Origin of the sequence: Rhodococcus sp. KBW08 (genome assembly GCF_003852455.1) — a bacterium.
Lineage (GTDB): Bacteria > Actinomycetota > Actinomycetes > Mycobacteriales > Mycobacteriaceae > Rhodococcus_F > Rhodococcus_F baikonurensis.
The window spans coordinates 12,435-29,894 of record NZ_QAJJ01000013.1; the positions used below are offsets into that span (position 1 = coordinate 12,435).

The window sequence follows — 17,460 nt, forward strand, 5'->3', positions numbered from 1 at the left end:
TCAAAGAACGCCGTGCAGGCCGAATACATGGCCGCTCTGCGTGAGGGAACGTTTTCGTTGCTTCACTGTATGCGTTGCTCGTTACCCCACTTCTATCCTCGGGCAGTGTGTCCGTTCTGTGCCTCGCGTGAGCTCCGGTGGGTTCCTGCGAGCGGACTCGGCACTGTCTACTCGACCACTGTGGTTCGGTCCCGAGCCGCCATGCGCAACATCGCACTCATCGACCTGGATGAAGGTCCACGAATGATGTCGCGCGTCGAGGAGATCGAGCCCGAGCACGTGGCGATCGGTATGCGCGTGACCGCGTTCATCATCGATGACGGCGGTACACCGCTGGTGATCTTCACCCCCGGAATTGGGGGATCACGATGACGGGAGCGGCAATCCTCGGCGTCGCACAAGCCGGGCTGGGGCACGCTGGTGGCCGGACTGACCAGGAAATCATCGCCCTCGCAGCAGTCGAAGCGGTAAATAAGAGCGGTCTGAAGATGTCCGAGGTGGACGGACTGATCACCTCAAGCCTCACATCACCGTGGTGGGCGCTCCGAACGGCTGAATACCTCGGCGTCAGACCGCGATTCACCGAAACCACAATGTTCGGCGGTTCGTCGTTCGTAATAGATCTGCTCACCGCGCGTCGGGCGATTGCTGCGGGCGAGTGCAACCACGTCCTGATTACTTACGGGGATACGCCGCGTAGCGCGCCGAGCTCCTCCGAGATCAACCGGATGCGAGCACTTTTGGATCCGCAGGTCTACGAGCATCCCTACAAACCTTTCAACCCGGTCACCAGTTACGCGCTTGCCGCAGCTCGACACATGCACCAATTCGGTACGACACGAGAGCAGCTGGCAGCCGTCGCCGTTGCCGCACGCGATTGGGCTCGTCTCAACCCCGAAGCGTTCGCGCGGGATCCATTGTCAATCGAGGACGTTTTGGCATCTCCTCTGGTATCCGATCCACTCACGGTTCGTGACTGCTGCCTTGTCACAGATGGGGCAGCTGCCTTCGTCGTGACCTCGTCTGAACGTGCGACGGATCTCCACGACAGTCCAATCGACGTGCTTGGGGTAGGACACGCGCATTGGCACCGTCAGATATCCAGCATGCCGGATTTGACAGTCACTGCTGCAACGGAATCTGGAACAACAGCCTTTCGCGAAGCCGGTGTCACACCGGCCGACATCGACATTCTCGAACTTTACGATGCGTTCACCATCAACCCTATTCTGTTTCTCGAGGATCTCGGCTTCTGTGCGAAGGGTGAGGGTGGGGCGTTCGTGGAAAACGGTCGGCTCGGTCCAGGTGGATCGTTGCCCACCAACACAAATGGTGGCGGACTGTCTTTCGGCCATGCGGGAATGTACAGCGCGTTCCTGATCGTCGAGGCAGCATGCCAGCTTCGAGGCGAGGCGGATGTCCGTCAAGTAGCCGACGCCGAACTCGCGCTTGTCCACGGAAACGGCGGAGTGCTGTCCAGCCAGGCAACTGCAATCCTCTCCAGGAGGCGATGATGACTGCTACCACCGACAAGTTCGCACGATCGGCGTACGACGCACTCTCGGATATCCCCGACGGTGCGTCCATTCAGGTCAGTGGATTCGGGCTCAGTGGCCAGCCTTCGCACTTACTCGATGTACTTTTGGATCTGGGCGCCCGAGACCTGACGATCATCTGCAACAATGCAGGCACCGGCGACACCGGCCTGGCCGCCCTCATTGCGGCAGGACACGTTCGCCACCTAATCGCTTCGTACCCACGCGGTGCTCATAGTCACGCCTTCGACGAGGCTTTCGCTGCGGGCAAGCTGACGTATGAATGTGTACCGCAGGGAACCCTCGCGGAACGTATCAGAGCGGCCGGCGCGGGAATCGGCGGCTTCTTCACCCCGACCTCATTCGGTACCGAATTGGCCGCCGGCAAGGAGACACGAATGATCGCGGGCCGGGGACATGTATTCGAGAAGCCATTGCCTGCAGACTTCGCCTTGGTCCGTGGCGATCGTTCAGATCAGTTGGGCAACGTCGTGTACCGCAAAGCTGGCCGAAACTTTGGGCCGCTGATGTGCGCAGCCTCGACCACGACGATCGTCTCGGTGCCCCGCCGTGCCGACATCGGTGAACTCGACCCGGAACATGTCGTGACTCCGGGAATCTTCGTCGACCGAGTCGTGGTCGACGAACCCGGCCAAGGGAGAAATTAGATGACGCGAAACAAGCTCTCGCAAAACAGGAAAAGAATCGTCGAACGGGCCGCCAAGGACATCCCCGACGGTTGCTACATCAACCTCGGCATCGGTATGCCGGTCGAGATCCTCGGCCACCTACGCGATCGAGACGACGTCTTCGTGCACACCGAGAATGGGATTCTCGGAATGCGGTCTCTCGACGAGGACGAGACGGTCGACCCAGACCTCGTTAACGCGTCGAAGCTCTCCATCAGCATCAAACCCGGTGCGTCGTATTTCCACCATGCGGACTCCTTCGCGATCATGAGAGGCGGACATCTCGACTACTGCGTACTCGGCGCCTATCAGGTATCGGCAACCGGCGATCTCGCGAATTGGTCGTTGGGGCGTAGTGATGTTGCGACTGCCGTCGGAGGCGCCATGGATCTCGTGGTCGGCGCCAAGCGGGTCTGGGTTCTCATGGAGCACGTCACACGGACCGGCGAGCCGCGTCTGGTCGACAAATGCTCGTTGCCACTGACCGGTGCCGGCGTGGTCGACAGAATCTATACAGATCGCGCGACGATCGACATCACCGACTCCGGACTCGTCGTGCGTGAGCTGGTAGGTACCACGACTCTCGCCGAACTCCACGACATCACGCCAGTCGACCTCATCGACGGCAGGGAGGGAACCCCGTGAACACCTTTGCCGATTTCAGGACTGAGGTCCGAGCCTTTCTCGCGACCGAACTCGATGCTGACACGCGAATCCGAGTTCTCGGGAATCGTGCGCTCGATCGCGCCGAGATGGTGCAGTGGCACAAAGCCTTACATGCCAAGGGATGGATTGCGCCGTCGTGGCCCGTCGAGTATGGCGGACCGGGCTGGACCGCGCAGCAGCGGCTGGTATTCGACGACGAATGCGCCCTCGCGGGTGCGCCGGAAACTCTTCCGTTCGGTCTGCGAATGCTCGGCCCCGTCCTGATGGAGCACGGAACAGCCCAGCAGTGCGAGACTTACCTGCCGAAAATCCTCGATGGGTCGCACTGGTGGTGTCAAGGATTCTCCGAGCCGGGGGCCGGTTCCGACCTCGCGTCCCTCAGCACTACGGCCCGCGCGGTGGATGGTGGATTCGTCGTATCGGGAACCAAGTTGTGGACTACCTACGCGCACCGAGCAAGTCATATGTTTCTGTTGGCGCGGACGAGTCGCGAACCGAAGAAACAACGTGGTATCAGTTTCATGCTGACACCTATGGACGCGCAGGGCGTGACCGTCCGACCCCTCTACCTGATTGATGGTTCGCACGAGGTGAACGAAGTTGTTCTGGACGAGGTCTTCGTGGCGAGCGATGGTGTTGTAGGCGAGGTCGGGGAAGGCTGGCTGTGCGCGAAAGCTCTTCTCACGCATGAGCGTATGGGTGCTGCGCGAGCCGGCAAGAACCGCCGCGACCTCGCGGTGCTCCTCGATACGCTCGAATCGCAGTTCGGTCAGTCGAAGCACGCCGACTTCGTGGACCTCGCGCTCGACTCCGATTCGTTGACCGAACTGAGGGATTTCTATTTGGAGACCTTGGACTCCGGAAGCGGTCACGGCGCGGAAGCGCCGGCTCTGAAACTTGTCACAGCAGAACTAACGCAGGCGATTTCACGCGCAGCGTTCGATAACGCATCAACAGAACAGACAGATGTCGAGTCAGCAATCGACGTTCTGCTTAACGACCGGAAGTTCTCGATCTTCGGTGGTGCAACACAGGTTCAGAAGGATCTGGCAGCCACGGTTCTTTGGAAGATGGGAGCATACAAATGATTCGATTCCCCGGTCTGACCACCGACGAGATAGACCTGTGCCACGTGCTTGTCGACGTGCTCACCAAAGACGCCGAACGCGGAGTGCACGATGCCGGTCCCTGGGGTGTTTTGCAGAGCGTGGGGATCGAGGACATGCTTGCTGATGACGCGCTGCCCGACGAACGGTCCCGACGCTTGTTCTTGTGCGGCTACGCGACCGGCCGCGCAGGTAGTCCGACCCCGCTCGCCTCGGTGGTGGCCGCGAATGTTCTTCTCGGTGTAGTGCAGCAGGATGCGGATCTAGCTACGATCGTCGGCGGGTTGGACTCGACCGACCTCACGTGCATCGAAGACGGTGAAGGACTGAGGGTGTCGGGAACCCTTCAGGTCGAGGGAACCGACTCTGTGCAGCGGTTGCTCGTGCCCACTCGTCCCGCGGAGTCCGACAGAGCAACGCTCCTCGTAGTCGATCTTCGAGATGGTCACGTGCGGCCGCGAATCGAACGCCGCGAGTCGCGTACGTTGCTCGAGACCGTGAAGTTCTCCGGTGCCGAAGCACACGTTGTCGGGGTCGTGGACTCGAGAGACATCGCCGCTGCCGGCGCTGCCGCAGGCGTTGTGCTCCTAGGTGAATCCGTCGGAATCCACGAACGGTGGCTGGAACGAACTGCAGAGCATCTGAAGACGAGGGTGCAGTTCGGTGCGCCTTTGGCTGCACGACAGGCAACACGACACGCCCTCGTCGACTGGTGGGTCGTTTCCGAGCAGTTGCGTGCTGTCAGTTGGCGTGCTGCTAGGTCCGCAGCTGACCCGGTCTATGTTGCAACAGCGCGGCTAATGGGGGCCCGCGCCGCTCACATAGCTGCAGAAACTGCGATCCAACTGCACGGAGGCGTGGGAATGGTCGACGAATTGTCTCTTGGACGTTCGGTTCGCCGGCTGCTGGAATGCACCACTCTCGTGTCGTCCACCCGAGCCTCTCGTGAATGCTTCCTCCGTTCGACTGCAAGCAGACCCCGACTGACCATCCTGACCGCCGACAAGGAATTGAAATGACTGACTCTTTAACATCTTCGTTGTCTCCGGTGACGATGGACCGCCGCGGCACCGTTGTGGTGCTGACGATCGACCAGCCACCGGTGAACGGCCTCGGCGCCGACCTCCGGGCGGGTCTGGCCACGATGCTCGACGAAATCGCCGCCGACCCGACGCTCACTGCCGTGGTGCTGACCGGGGCCGGTGACGGCTTCAGTGCCGGAGCCGATGTCACACAGTTCAACACCCCCGCCGCCACCCGCGAACCGACTCTCCGGTCGTTAGTCGAACGACTGCAGGCGTTCCACATCCCTGTAGTGGCCGCCATTCACGGTTATGCCTTCGGCGGCGCATTGGAATTAGCACTGGGATGTCATTTCCGTGTGGCCAGTCCCGACGCCCGCCTCGGGCTCACCGAGACCTCCCTGGGGCTCGTACCGGGCGCAGGCGGAACGCAGTACCTGCCTCGGTTGATCGGAGTCGAAGCAGCACTCGACATGATTCAGTTCGGCTGGCGTGTTTCCGCTGAGGATGCGTACGAATCTGGCCTTCTCCAAGCCGTGTACCCGGAAAATTTGTTGGACGAGGCGACTCGTTTCGCGGAAAGCGTGGCAGCCCGTGGCCAAGATCCTGGTTTCATTGCTCGAACAGATTCGATCCCAACGGATTTCGATTTCCAGGTTCGGCGCACAATGGTGCGTCGGCGAGATCGGACGGCGACCGCACAGCTCGCTGCGATCGACTGCGTTGAGTTCGCGACGACGGAAGAATTGCCGACGGGGTGTGACCGAGAGCGATCCGTTTTCGACGAGCTCGTGAATTCTCGCGAATCGAAGGCTGTGCGTCACCTGTCCTTCGCTGAGCGGGCTGCGGCAAGCCTGCGCGGTCTGCCCGGCACTCGACTGCCGACGGGCGCTGTCGGGGTGATTGGTGCAGGAACGATGGGCGTCGGGATCGCGATGGCGTTCGCAGATCACGGGCATGCTGTCCTGATGCACGACGCGTCCGAGGACGGACTGCGCCGAGGTATCAGCCGGATAGCGGACACCTACGCGGCGTCGGTCGCGCGCGGCAAGCTGAGCCAGGACGAACTGGAGTTGCGGACTGCGCGAATTCGACCAGTAACGTCACTCGACGGGCTGAGCGGGGTTGATCTCGTTGTCGAAGCGGTGTTCGAGGATATGACGGTCAAGACCGAAGTGTTTGCAAAGCTAGACGCGGTGTGCAAACCCGACGCGATACTTGCCACCAATACGTCCAGGCTCGACGTGACCGCACTGGCGCGCACGACAGCGAACCCCTCACGAGTGATCGGGCTTCACTTCTTCAGTCCGGCGAACGTCATGGAGCTACTCGAAGTGATCCCGGCCGCAGACACATCGGACGTCGTCCTCGCGACATGCGTCGCCATGGCGACTGCCATCGGCAAGAAACCGGTCACGGTCGGAGTGTGCGAAGGGTTTGTGGGCAATCGAATGCTCACGCCGTATTGGTCGGAAACATGGTTTCTCGTAGAAGAGGGAGCATCACCGGAGCAAGTCGACCGCGCGATGAAGAACTTCGGTATGGCAATGGGTCCGTTTGCGGTGGCGGATCTCGCAGGACTTGACATCAATTGGGCGGCGCGCAAACGCCTCGCGCCCACACGATCGCCGCTGGTGCGATACTCACAGCTTGCTGATCGCGTGTGTGAGCGGGGGCGATTTGGCCAGAAGACTGGCGCTGGTTGGTTCCGGTACGAGAATGGTAGTCGGATACCCCGAGCCGATCCGGTAGTCGACGACATCGTGGACCAGGTCGCGCACGAAGCGGGTATCGAACGTGCACCGATCGAGGACTCAGAAATTGTGTCCCGATGCATCCTGGCTCTGGTCAATGAGGGAGCGAAGATATTGGGTGACGGAATCGTCGCGCGTTCCGGTGACATCGATGTGGTCTACGTCAACGGGTACGGCTTCCCCGCCGCTTACGGAGGCCCCATGTTCTGGGCAGAGCAGGAGGGCCTGCGATCCGTTCTCGAGCAGATCCGGGCTTTGCACGAGCAATTCGGCGAGCACTGGCGACCAGCGCAGTTGCTTGTCGAATGCGTCGAGCAAGGGCATGAGACATTTGACATCAGGGAGATGTCATGAACGACAGTCCCGTCAACGGAGTGGAAGGTGCACTCGAAGGCGTACGTGTCGTGGACCTGTCGCGAATCATGGCCGGCCCCTGGTGCACACAGAATCTCGCCGACCTCGGTGCCGATGTCATCAAGATCGAGCGCTCTGGTGTCGGTGACGACACCCGAGGATGGGGTCCTCCATTTCTGCCTCTGAGTAAGGATCCGAATGACGTATTCTCGGCCTACTTCATCTCGTGCAATCGTGGAAAGCGTTCTCTTGAACTAGATCTTGACGCCGAGGAGGACAGGAAGGTGCTTCTCGAGCTCGTGGCCGACGCAGACATCGTCGTAGAGAACTTCAGAGCGGGCACCCTCGATCGGCGTGGTCTTGGATATGAATCCTTGCGAAAAGTGAAGCCGGATCTGATCTATCTCGCGATTACCGGGTTCGGACAGGATGGACCGCTTGCTCATCGGCCGGGATACGACTACGTATTTCAGGGGATGGGTGGGTTGATGAGTTATACGGGTCCTGAGGACGGTGCGTCGGGCGCTGGCCCCTTCCGTACCGGAGTGGCAGTGATCGATCTGATGTGCGGAATGTACGCGACCACATCGGTTCTGGCCGCTCTGCATAAGCGGGGTCGAACCGGAGAGGGATCTTATGTAGATCTCGCTCTTCTCGATGTGGCGGTGGCGCTCAACGGCAATCAAGCGTCGAACTACCTGGTCTCGGGAACTGCCCCGACGCGAAGCGGAAACGCCCATCCGAATTGTGCACCGTACGAGGTCTTCGAAACAACAGACGGGTTCATTATCCTAGCAATCGGAAACGACGGCCAGTTCGCCAGGTTCTGCAAAGTTGTCGAATCCGAAGAACTTTCGGAGGATTCACGGTTTCAGACAAATGCTGGTCGATTACAGAACATCGCTGCACTCCGACCGGTAATCTCTGCCTTCATGCTAAGTCGCCCCACGGCTGAGTGGATCGAACTATTCGAGAAGAGCGGCGTTCCCTGGGGGCCGATCAATACCCTCGACCAGGTCTTCAACGATCCCCAAGTGCGGCATCGTGACTTGCGGGTAGAAGTTGGTCGCGAGGGTATGGCTTCTGTGCCGATGGTTCGTAACCCGATGCTCATCGGCTCCACGGTGGGAACAGCACCGCCCCGGTTGGGAGAGCACAACAACGAGATCCGGGCCGAATTGGCTTTCCGCCGTGACGAATACAAGGAGAACATCTAATGACGGACAACTTGGATGCAGTAAGGTCGATTGGGGCACATGCGACGGTTCGGCGCGACGGTGGTACTGCATGGATTGAACTTGTCGGCGCCAAGTCGATGAACGTTCTGGGCACACCGATGATCGCTGACTTGACCCGAGCGGTGCAGGAGACGGCCGCATTGATCGACGTCCGGGTCATTGTTCTCCGCGGCAGCGGAGACACGTCGTTCATGGGTGGAGGCGACATCTTCGAGATGGCCCGATTGAACAGGAGAACTGGCGAAGTTTTCATCCGTTCGCTCAAGGGGCTGTGTGACGCCATCACGCAGGCGCGCCAGCCGGTGATCGCACGCCTGGCAGGCTGGTGCCTGGGTGGCGGTCTCGAAGTCGCATTGGCTTGCGACCTTAGAATCGGTGGCCAATCGTCGATGTACGGCATGCCGGAAGTATCAGTGGGCATCCCATCGGTTATTCACTCTGCTCTCTTACCTGCGTTGGTCGGTGAATCACGGGCGGCTTATTTCCTCCTGTCATGCGAGAACATCAACGCGGACACCGCCTTGCAGTGGGGTCTCGTCCACGAAGTAGTTGCCGACACTACGTTAGATGACCGGATTAGGGCGCTGGCCGCGAAGTTGGGCGCATTTGGCCCGGAAGTCCTCGCCCAACAGAAGCGTTTGCTGCGGAAGTGGCGAACCATGTCCATCGACGGCGCCATCGAAGACAGTGTCAGTGAGTTCGGCCGAGCATTCGAAACCGGGGAACCTCAGCATTTCATGGGTGAGTTCGTGGAGCGGAAGCGTCACCATGATTCAGCGGGCTCCGGACACAGCCTGTAACGGCACCAGTTCGTGTGTAGAGGAGTTCGATGTCCGACGACTATCAGGAAGCAACTTGGTGCGAAGGTTCAATTCGGCGGCGGATTTATGGTGTGCGAACGGTGACGAGCTGGGAACCAGCGAGTGGGTGTCCGTAAGTCAAGAGATGGTAGATCAGTTTGCCAAGGCGACAGGAGACCATCAATGGATTCACGTGGACGTCGATCGCGCGAACAGAGAGAGCCCATTCGGCGCAACGATTGCTCACGGGTATCTCAGCCTTTCGCTGGTTCCTGCCTTGGCCGCACAGATATTCGTCGTAAGTGGTGCCCGCTTCTTGTTGAACTATGGATCGAACAAGATCAGGTACATCACTCCCGTGCCTGTTGGTGCGCAGGTGCGATTGCATTCGACCCTCACAGCGGTCGAGGAGAAACGCGGGGGTGTGCTTCATATCGTCGTCAGACACGAACTCGAAGTCGGAGACTTGCGTAAGGTTGCGATGGTGGCAGAGACCATTACTCATGCAGTGTTTTGAGTGGCGCGAACGCCGGAGGACGAGCTTGGTGTCGAGTCCTTAATCTGGGCCTCCAGCCTCAGTTGACGGTGCTGAGCATCCGTTATTACCGCGACGATTGCCGGTGTTTCGGTACGGGACAGAAGCTCGTGGAACGTCGACACCGAGACGATCATATCGGTGTGAACTCGAAGTGAGTGTGGGTGTTCTGTTCGCCGCCAACACTTCTGTCGAGGGCGTGGTCGCTGGTATCCTCGCGGTAGCCGAAAGTGCCTAGAGCTTCTACGGTGCGTGATCCGTCCTCGTATCGGATGTCACTTTCCTCGGTACTGAGGATTTCTCTTCTCACTGAACGCCGAGAACCCTTCCGCTGCATCGTCTGTGCGAACGACACTGAGGAAATGGTTGAATTCGTTCTCCATTGCGGCGCGCTCGGGCAGACTCTTCGATTCCAGAATCGAAGCGCGAGAAGCCTTCACCGCAAGAGGGCCTCGTGAAGCGATCACCTGGGCCATGTCGACTGCAACGGACAACAACTTCTCGATGGGCACGATCCGATTGACAAGGCCGACTCGCAGCGCCTCTGCGGCATCGATCGGATCCCCGGTGAGGATCATCTCCATCGCGAGCCCGAGCGGAACTGTTCTGGGTAGGCGGACCGTACCGCCGGCACCCGGAATGATCGCCCACTTCGTTTCCGCCAGTCCGATTGTCGCATTCGGCGACGCTAGGCGGATATCGCAGGCAAGCGCCATCTCGCAGCCACCTGCCAGTGCGTGGCCGTTGACGGCAGCGATGATGGGTTTCGCTCGATCGATGGTTGTGAATCCACCGAAATTCCATGTCGGGGATTCGCCCGCACGTACCTTCGATTGGTACTCAGGGAGCAAGGTCTTGAGATCCGCTCCCGCGGAGAACGCTACGGTCCCCGCTCCGGTCAGCACTGCGACATACAGATTCGGGTCTGCTTCGAACTCAGCCACAGCGGCGCCGAGCGCCGTGTTGTGAGCAGGATCGAGCGCGTTCCGCGCCTTGGGGCGGTTGATGGTGATGACGGCAATGTGGTCGAATCGATCGACATCAATAGACATGAGGGACTTCCTGTTTGGGGACTGCGCAGTTCATATCGGGACCTAGCCCCGGTTAGATTTGCTTATGCAGTGGCAACCGAATCGTCGAGTTGAAAATCACGTACGCTCTGCTCGCGCATGGCAATCTTGCGGATCTTTCCAGTCGGCGTCATCGGAAACTCACTTGTAATGTGCACATAGCGAGGAATCTTGTAGTGCGCGAGTTTCCCTGTGCAGAACTCGCGCAGAGAGTGCGCATTCAACGGCGGGTGGCCTTCGCGCATGCGGATCCAGGCGCACAACTCTTCACCGAACTTCGGATCGGGAACTCCGATGATCTGAACGTCGCCAATTCCGGGGTGTGAGTAAAGGAACTCTTCGATCTCTCGCGGATAGAGGTTCTCTCCGCCTCGGATCACCATGTCTTTCAAGCGCCCGACGATATTGACGTAGTCCTCGCTGTCCATGGTGGCGAGGTCGCCGCTATGCATCCATCCATGAATGTCGATGACGTCCGCAGTCTTCTCCGGTTCCCGCCAGTACCCTTGCATCACCAGGTAACCGCGGGTGCAGAGCTCTCCGGTCGTGCCACGGGGAACGGTAAGTCCCGTCTCCGGATCTACGATCTTCACCTCGACATGGGGTAACGGTGTGCCGACGGTGGACGTTCGCCGCTCGAGGGATGCATCTGTGCGGGTATGGGTTGAGATGGGTGAAGTCTCGGTCATGCCGTAGCTGATGGTTATTCGGTCCATGTTCATCTCTGCAACAACGCGTTTCATGTACTCGACAGGGCACGGTGCGCCGGCCATCGTCCCGGTGCGAAGGCTCGACAGATCAGCGCGGGTGAAGACCGGGTGCTCGAGCAGACTGATGAACATTGTCGGTACGCCGTACAGGGCAGTGCATCGCTCGGCTTGGATCGCGGCGAGGGTGGCTGCGGGATCGAACCAAGGGGAGGGGATTACGACACACGAACCGTGAACCAAAGAACCGAGATTTCCCAACACCATTCCGAAGCAGTGGTAGAAGGGCACCTGCACGCACAACCGTTCGTCGGAGGTGAAGCCCTGTCCCTCTGTGACGAGGAATCCGTTGTTGAGGATGTTGTGGTGAGTGAGTGTTGCGCCTTTCGGTGAACCGGTCTGCTGAAGTCAATCTCCACTCACGCGCCCCTCATCGGTACGTTCGTAGAATTTGCCCAGTCGCTGTCTCACAGTAGGGCTCGACGCGACAACGGAGTACCCGATGCGTGAAGTCTTAGCAAAGCGTCCAGTCCCTGCCATGAAGGCTGCTCAGGGCCTCGGGCAACCCGTAACTGTGTGCTCCGGGCTTAGGGAGCTGATGCTCGGCGTAACACCCCACGGCTACTTCAGCGTGGTGACGGCTGGGTGCCCAGCTATGCGGGTCAATAGTTGGGCCGTCAGCGCGGTTCTTTCGCTCATTCCGTCAAGGCTTACCCATTCGTCTCGTGCGTGTGCTCCACCGCCAACCGCGCCTAATCCGTCGAGAACCGGAATGCCTACAGCGGCAGCGAAATTGCCGTCGCTTGCTCCTCCCGCAGAAACCTCCGTCAGTTCGCTCCCGAGAGAATGTGCGGCTTCTTGAGCGATGCCATACAGATCCGCCGTGGCGGAGGTTCGTTCCATGACAGGACGGTTCCACTCACTGTCGACGGTGATTCGCGCAGAGGGGTTGTACGGTGTCAAGCTGGCAAACACCTGATCGATTCGGACCTGTTCGTCCTGGCTCGAGATGCGTACGTCGATCTCTGCGACCGCGTTTCCCGCTGTGACGTTTGTTCTCGTTCCACCACGGATGATGCCGACGTTCACCGATGTGCCTCGTTCGAGGTCTGCTGCTTCGTGTAGGTGCCTCACTACTCTGGCGAGTTCATCCACGGCGCTGATTCCTGCGGTGGGATCGAGCCCGGCATGCGCTTCCACACCTTCAATATGGACACGGAAGATTCCGACACCTTTTCGTGCGGTTTTGAGCGCGCCGTTGGCGCTCGCTTCGAAAACCAACACCGCTTCGCTACCGCGGACCTCGTGTTCGATGACGGGGCGTGAAGAAGGGCTGCCGATTTCCTCGTCGCCGTTGAGGATCAGCCGGATGTTCGGACGGGGGAGCCCGAGCTCGTCGCACGCCTTGATCGCCCACACAAGTTGGACGAGGCCAGCTTTCATGTCAAATGCTCCTGGCCCACTGAGCTTGTCACCGGTGATCGATATCGGCCACGATGCGAGAGTGCCCTTCGGCCACACTGTGTCGTAGTGGCAGAGTGTCGTGATCCAACGGGTCGAGGGATCGGGAGCAGGAAACTGCAGTACGTAAGTGTCCCCGTGGGGGGCGCCGGGCACGATTTTCCGGTCGGTGCACTGCGGTAGGCGTTCGTCCAACCACTGTTGCAGCCACTTGAATCCGATATTCAAGAGTTCACGATCGTCTGAGGGGGTTTCGTGTTCGATGTACCGGCATAGGTCATTGAGCATCGATGTCCTATGCCCGTCGGCCCATGCCCTGGGATCTGTTGAATCGTTCACTATGTCGCTACCGCCTTTGCATCGAGTCGGTCGAGGTGACGCTCGTCCATGCCGATTTCTCCGTCTTCGAGTCGGCGAATCGTCTCGATCAGGTCTTCGAGCACGGGCACCTCGATCGAATTGCTTTGAGCCAATTGAATAATCGGTTCGTACTGTGGCGCGATTTCCGTGCGACGATGTCGCACTGCGATATCGCGCCAAATCCCGGATCGGGTTTTCGACTGTGTTGCCAACCATGCGACAAGTTTGTCGGTTGAGGCCTCCCGCGTGACCGAGTCTCCGCCGCGGAGGTACGCGGTGGGATCGAATGCATCGAACCCTTCCAGTGAAACATCTTGGGATGCTGCAACTTCGAAAATTTCGGCGCCGAGCTTGTTCATTGTCGAACGATGTCGGTCGATCAGGAGACTCATGTCCTCGTCGGCGACGGCGGTCGCGGTCAGCATGGCCCCGAATCCCAGTTTTGACCACAGGTATCCAGCAACGTTGTCCGTGACGGTGGGGGTGCCCCACAACCTCAGATCGTGCGCTAGTTTCTTCACTCGCTCGCTGTCTGCGGGGCCTGCGTAGTCACCGACGGCCATGGCCCCAGCACCGCCATCTTTGATCAGGCCTGGTTCTATCACGTCGGCGAACAGGTCTACGAAGGCGGCGATGGTTCGGTCTGCGCCGATGTGGGCGGCGATGATGGCTTCGTTCATCCCGTTCTGCATCGACGCGACGTATCCGTCGGATCGCAGTCGGGGTGCGATCCACGTCATTGCCGATTCAGTTGCCTGAGCTTTCACTGCCAACAGCACGTTGCGCATAGTCGGTGGTGCCGTTTCGAGGGTGTACGCGGGGAGTTCAGTTCGTCTGGTTTCGGAAGGTGTTTCCAAGGCCAATCCGTTGGCCTGGATAGCGTCGACATGTGCGCTGTCCGTGTCGATGAGTTGGACCGAGCAGCCGGCTGCGCTCAGGTAGGTCGCGAGTGTTCCGCCGATTGCGCCGGCTCCGACGATGGTGTATTCGATATCGGTCACTGCGTGAGCTCCTCGGTAGGGGTATTCGACGGAGTTGCGGTCCAATGGAGGGGGAGTTGCCATGCACCCGTCGATGCGCCGCCGTCGATCCGTATGACCTCGCCAGTGACCCAGTGGGCGTCCCTGCCTGACAGCCAGAGGACGGCGCCGGCGATATCTTCGGGTCTGCCTCGCCGCCCCAACGGGGTAGCGCCGACTGCGTCGGCGTACTCGTCGGTGACCGGGTTGATCGAACTGTTGACTGTGACGAATCCAGGGGCGACCGCATTGACGCGTATTCCGTGCGGCCCCAGTTCAAGTGCCGATGCCCGGGTGAGCATTTCGAGTGCCGCTTTGGATGTGGAGTACGGAGCTGCGCCGGTGCGTGCTCGGAGGGCTGCACCCGAGGAGATGTTCACAATCGATGGCGTCCGTTTTTCCGCGATGGCCCGTCGAGCGAGAGCGACAGTGGTGAGCATCGGCGCTCGGACGTTGAGAGTTTGGACGTTGTCCCAGGTTGTCCCGTCGAGGTCGAGAAACGGGGTGGCCGGGTAGATTCCGGCGCAGTTTACCAGGACGTCGATCGGAGCGTGAGCCCACGCGTTGTCGACCAGCTCATTGCACGAGGTCTCGCTTCGAAGATCGACGGTCACGCTGCGTGCAATGCATGATCCTTGTGCCGTAACGGTTTCCAAGGCATCGGAGAGGGCAACGTGTCGGAGGTCGGCAAGGGTGACGAGGTCTCCATCGGCGGCGAAGCGGCGTGCGGTTTCGAGGCCGATGCCGCTCGCGGCGCCGGTAATGACGATGTGTCTCATCAGTCGAGGTCCTTTCCTGCGGTTTCGGGCATGGTGAGGTAGACGACGAGCCCGATGGCGGCGGCTACAGCGCAGTAGACCCAGACGAATTGCTGCAAGTTGTTCGAGCTCAACCAGGTCGTTACGTACGGTGCGGTGCCGCCGAAGATGGCGACAGCCAGTGCGTAAGGAACGCCGATCCCTGTGGCGCGCACGGCGGCGGGGAACTGCTCAGACATGATTACTGCACAGTTGGCAGAGTAACCGAGAAGTAGTACTGCTCCGATTGTTTCGATCACGACGAAGTTCCAGAATCCGCCGTTGAGGAAATGGAATGCTGGCCAGGCGTACAGGACGAAGCCTCCCGCGAAAGCCGCCATGGTGGGTTTGCGGCCGATCTTGTCGGAGAGTAGACCGGCGAAGGGGAGCAGGACGATGAAGATGACTACCGCAATGACGTTTGCGGTCAACGCGTGGCTGAGCGGTAAGTCAGTATTTACAGAGACGTATACGGGTAGGTAGGAAATCCACATGTAGTACAGCAGCGTTCCGGCGATGGTGATGCCGAACACTCGCAGAGTTGAGGTTGGGTGCTGGACGAACATGCTCAGGAGTGCGTTCCGTGGCTTCTTTGTCATGGCAGCCTCTGCCTCACGCGTCTTCTCGAAGGTTTCGGTCTCTTCCGCGGAGGACCGCAACCACAACCCGAATGCTCCAAGCGTGGCAGCGAGTATGAAGGCCAGTCGCCATCCCCATGAAGAGACGGCTTCTTCGGGAAGCGATGAAGTGATGATCGCGCCCATTCCGGATGCAAGCAGGATTCCTGTGGCCACGGAGACTTGCTGCCATGAACCGGCGAACGCGCGTCGGCGGGGTGCGGCCGATTCGATGAGGTATGCCGCTGAGGATCCGAATTCTCCGCCCGCTGAGAATCCTTGAACGAGTCGCGCCAGGACGAGGATGATCGGAGAAAGGACGCCGATATGCGCGTATGTCGGCGTCAAACCGATCACCAGCGACGCGCCGGCCATCAGACTGATCGACAGCACCAGTCCCTTCTTCCGCCCGTAGCGATCCGCGTATACGCCGAGAACCATGGCGCCAATGGGGCGCATGACAAATCCGACTGCGAAGACTGCGAGCGTGAACAGTAAGGCTGCTGTTTTCTCACCTGGAGGGAAGAAGAGGGGTGCGAAGACAACAGCGAAGGTGGTGTATACCGCCCAGTCCACCCATTCGACGGTATTGCCGATCGCCCCGGCGATGATGGCCTTTTTTCCGCGTGTGGAGAGTTTGGTGTCGTTGAATTGTTTTGAATGCTCTGTGCGTGTTGATGATTCGATCATTGTTCGCAGTCTCGATCCGAGAGAGCGCCGCTGACATGGTCGACAAGCCCGCGATGCGTTGTGAACCACACGTTTTCATGGGAAGCGATGTGGTCTAGGAGGATGGTCAGTGCCCGTATCCGGGAGGGGTGACCACTGATATGGGGATGCAGCGTCAATTGGAAGACCCCGCGCGATGAATAGGCGGCATCGAATTCGTCAATCCAGATTTGTGCGACGTCGCGGGGTGGGGTGTATGGACGAAGACCGCTGTAGCGGTCCATCAGAAAGTACGCTGCGTCGTCCCGGATCCATTCGACAGGAACTTCCACCACGCCCGTCGCTATGCCGCTGTCGAGAAGCTCGTACGGCTCGTCGTCGGCCATCAGCGAAGAGTCGTAACGAAATCGCAACTCACGTATGACGCGTAGGGTGGCCTCCGAAAAATCCCAGGAAGGCGTTCGGATGCCCACCGGACGTACGCCTGCTTGAAACTCCAAGACGTCCATTGCGCGGCCGGTGAGATCGAGTTCCTGCTCGTAGCTCAACAAAGTAGTGCGTTCGTGTATCCACCCGTGGACTGCTATTTCATGGCCCGCGTCGACGTAGCTCGGGACCTCGTTCGGTCGCAGCAACGCGCAGACTGCCGGGATGAAAAATGTTGAAGGGGCTCGGTAGCGCTCAAGCAACTCGAGGATTCGCGGTACCCCGACACGTGCGCCGTATTCGCCTTGCGCCATCGACCCCGGACTTGTCAGTCCGTCCCTCAGATAAGGGGTTTCGTGATCGGAATCGAACGAGAGTAGGACAGCGCACCGAGTGCTGCCGGGCCACCTGTCCGTTACCGTCCGGCTCAGGAGCGGCTTGCCGGCTCTGACCTTTTCGACATGTAATCGCCAGACCGCCTCGGGCCAGTCGATGGGTTCTAGATTCGTCAACGCTGGACACTTCCTTGTTGTTGATGAGGTCACGGCGAACGAGACATGTAACTTTCGTCTCTTTATGATGCATGGTGTTCAAGTCATGCGCAAGAGTGGCACTGAATGGTCATTTTTGCCGCT

At 59.6% G+C, this 17,460-nt stretch carries 16 protein-coding genes and 1 pseudogene; 10 read left to right on the forward strand and 7 right to left on the reverse strand.

Going from position 1 to position 17,460, the window contains the following annotated elements; genetic code table 11:
- Positions 1 to 27 precede the first annotated feature (27 nt).
- The 10 genes from DBV08_RS17755 to DBV08_RS17800 are packed head-to-tail and all read left to right on the forward strand — an operon-like array spanning position 28 to position 9,681.
- Positions 28 to 372 carry a Zn-ribbon domain-containing OB-fold protein gene (locus DBV08_RS17755; RefSeq protein WP_124568351.1) on the forward strand — a complete coding sequence of 115 codons (345 nt, stop codon included), beginning with the start codon at positions 28 to 30 and terminating at the stop codon, positions 370 to 372.
- Complete coding sequence (locus DBV08_RS17760) at positions 369 to 1,514, forward strand: acetyl-CoA acetyltransferase (RefSeq protein WP_124568278.1); 1,146 nt, start codon at positions 369 to 371, stop codon at positions 1,512 to 1,514. The genes DBV08_RS17755 and DBV08_RS17760 overlap by 4 nt, the downstream gene beginning before the upstream one ends.
- Positions 1,514 to 2,203: a 3-oxoacid CoA-transferase subunit A gene (locus DBV08_RS17765; RefSeq protein ID WP_124568279.1), complete on the forward strand. Its 690-nt coding sequence runs from the start codon at positions 1,514 to 1,516 to the stop codon at positions 2,201 to 2,203. Before DBV08_RS17760 ends, DBV08_RS17765 begins: the two co-directional genes overlap by 1 nt.
- A complete protein-coding gene (locus DBV08_RS17770) occupies positions 2,204 to 2,869 on the forward strand; it encodes a 3-oxoacid CoA-transferase subunit B (protein WP_124568280.1) in 666 nt (221 codons plus the stop codon).
- On the forward strand, positions 2,866 to 3,978 hold the full coding sequence (locus tag DBV08_RS17775) for an acyl-CoA dehydrogenase family protein (protein WP_124568281.1): 1,113 nt from the start codon (positions 2,866 to 2,868) through the stop codon (positions 3,976 to 3,978). The genes DBV08_RS17770 and DBV08_RS17775 overlap by 4 nt, the downstream gene beginning before the upstream one ends.
- Positions 3,975 to 5,015, forward strand: a complete 1,041-nt coding sequence (locus tag DBV08_RS17780) for an acyl-CoA dehydrogenase family protein (RefSeq protein ID WP_124568282.1) — start codon at positions 3,975 to 3,977, stop codon at positions 5,013 to 5,015. The genes DBV08_RS17775 and DBV08_RS17780 overlap by 4 nt, the downstream gene beginning before the upstream one ends.
- Entirely contained in the window at positions 5,012 to 7,126 is a 2,115-nt protein-coding gene (locus tag DBV08_RS17785) for a 3-hydroxyacyl-CoA dehydrogenase NAD-binding domain-containing protein (protein WP_124568283.1), read from the forward strand. Before DBV08_RS17780 ends, DBV08_RS17785 begins: the two co-directional genes overlap by 4 nt.
- Positions 7,123 to 8,343 (forward strand): CaiB/BaiF CoA-transferase family protein, encoded by a 1,221-nt coding sequence (locus tag DBV08_RS17790; protein ID WP_124568284.1) that lies wholly within the window; start codon positions 7,123 to 7,125, stop codon positions 8,341 to 8,343. The genes DBV08_RS17785 and DBV08_RS17790 overlap by 4 nt, the downstream gene beginning before the upstream one ends.
- A complete protein-coding gene (locus DBV08_RS17795) occupies positions 8,343 to 9,164 on the forward strand; it encodes an enoyl-CoA hydratase (protein WP_124568285.1) in 822 nt (273 codons plus the stop codon). The genes DBV08_RS17790 and DBV08_RS17795 overlap by 1 nt, the downstream gene beginning before the upstream one ends.
- 58 nt (positions 9,165 to 9,222) lie before the next feature.
- Positions 9,223 to 9,681 carry a MaoC family dehydratase gene (locus tag DBV08_RS17800; RefSeq protein ID WP_397487560.1) on the forward strand — a complete coding sequence of 153 codons (459 nt, stop codon included), beginning with the start codon at positions 9,223 to 9,225 and terminating at the stop codon, positions 9,679 to 9,681.
- A gap of 293 nt (positions 9,682 to 9,974) precedes the next feature.
- On the opposite strand, the gene DBV08_RS17805 is transcribed toward DBV08_RS17800, so the two are convergent.
- The 7 genes and pseudogenes from DBV08_RS17805 to DBV08_RS17830 form a co-directional block, all read right to left on the reverse strand.
- Positions 9,975 to 10,751, reverse strand: coding sequence for an enoyl-CoA hydratase/isomerase family protein (locus DBV08_RS17805; RefSeq protein ID WP_124568287.1), 777 nt, complete (start codon positions 10,749 to 10,751; stop codon positions 9,975 to 9,977).
- A gap of 62 nt (positions 10,752 to 10,813) precedes the next feature.
- Positions 10,814 to 11,875, reverse strand: a pseudogene (locus DBV08_RS17810) (AMP-binding protein); the annotation flags it as partial.
- Between the two features lie 222 nt (positions 11,876 to 12,097).
- Positions 12,098 to 13,165, reverse strand: coding sequence for a M20 family metallopeptidase (locus DBV08_RS32600; RefSeq protein ID WP_221621604.1), 1,068 nt, complete (start codon positions 13,163 to 13,165; stop codon positions 12,098 to 12,100).
- A 110-nt stretch (positions 13,166 to 13,275) separates the two neighbouring features.
- Entirely contained in the window at positions 13,276 to 14,298 is a 1,023-nt protein-coding gene (locus DBV08_RS32605) for a ketopantoate reductase family protein (protein WP_221621605.1), read from the reverse strand.
- Positions 14,295 to 15,095 (reverse strand): SDR family NAD(P)-dependent oxidoreductase, encoded by an 801-nt coding sequence (locus DBV08_RS17820; RefSeq protein ID WP_124568289.1) that lies wholly within the window; start codon positions 15,093 to 15,095, stop codon positions 14,295 to 14,297. Before DBV08_RS17820 ends, DBV08_RS32605 begins: the two co-directional genes overlap by 4 nt.
- On the reverse strand, positions 15,095 to 16,420 hold the full coding sequence (locus tag DBV08_RS17825) for an MFS transporter (protein ID WP_124568290.1): 1,326 nt from the start codon (positions 16,418 to 16,420) through the stop codon (positions 15,095 to 15,097). The genes DBV08_RS17820 and DBV08_RS17825 overlap by 1 nt, the downstream gene beginning before the upstream one ends.
- Positions 16,417 to 17,337: a polysaccharide deacetylase gene (locus tag DBV08_RS17830; protein WP_124568291.1), complete on the reverse strand. Its 921-nt coding sequence runs from the start codon at positions 17,335 to 17,337 to the stop codon at positions 16,417 to 16,419. Before DBV08_RS17830 ends, DBV08_RS17825 begins: the two co-directional genes overlap by 4 nt.
- Positions 17,338 to 17,460: the final 123 nt, after the last annotated feature.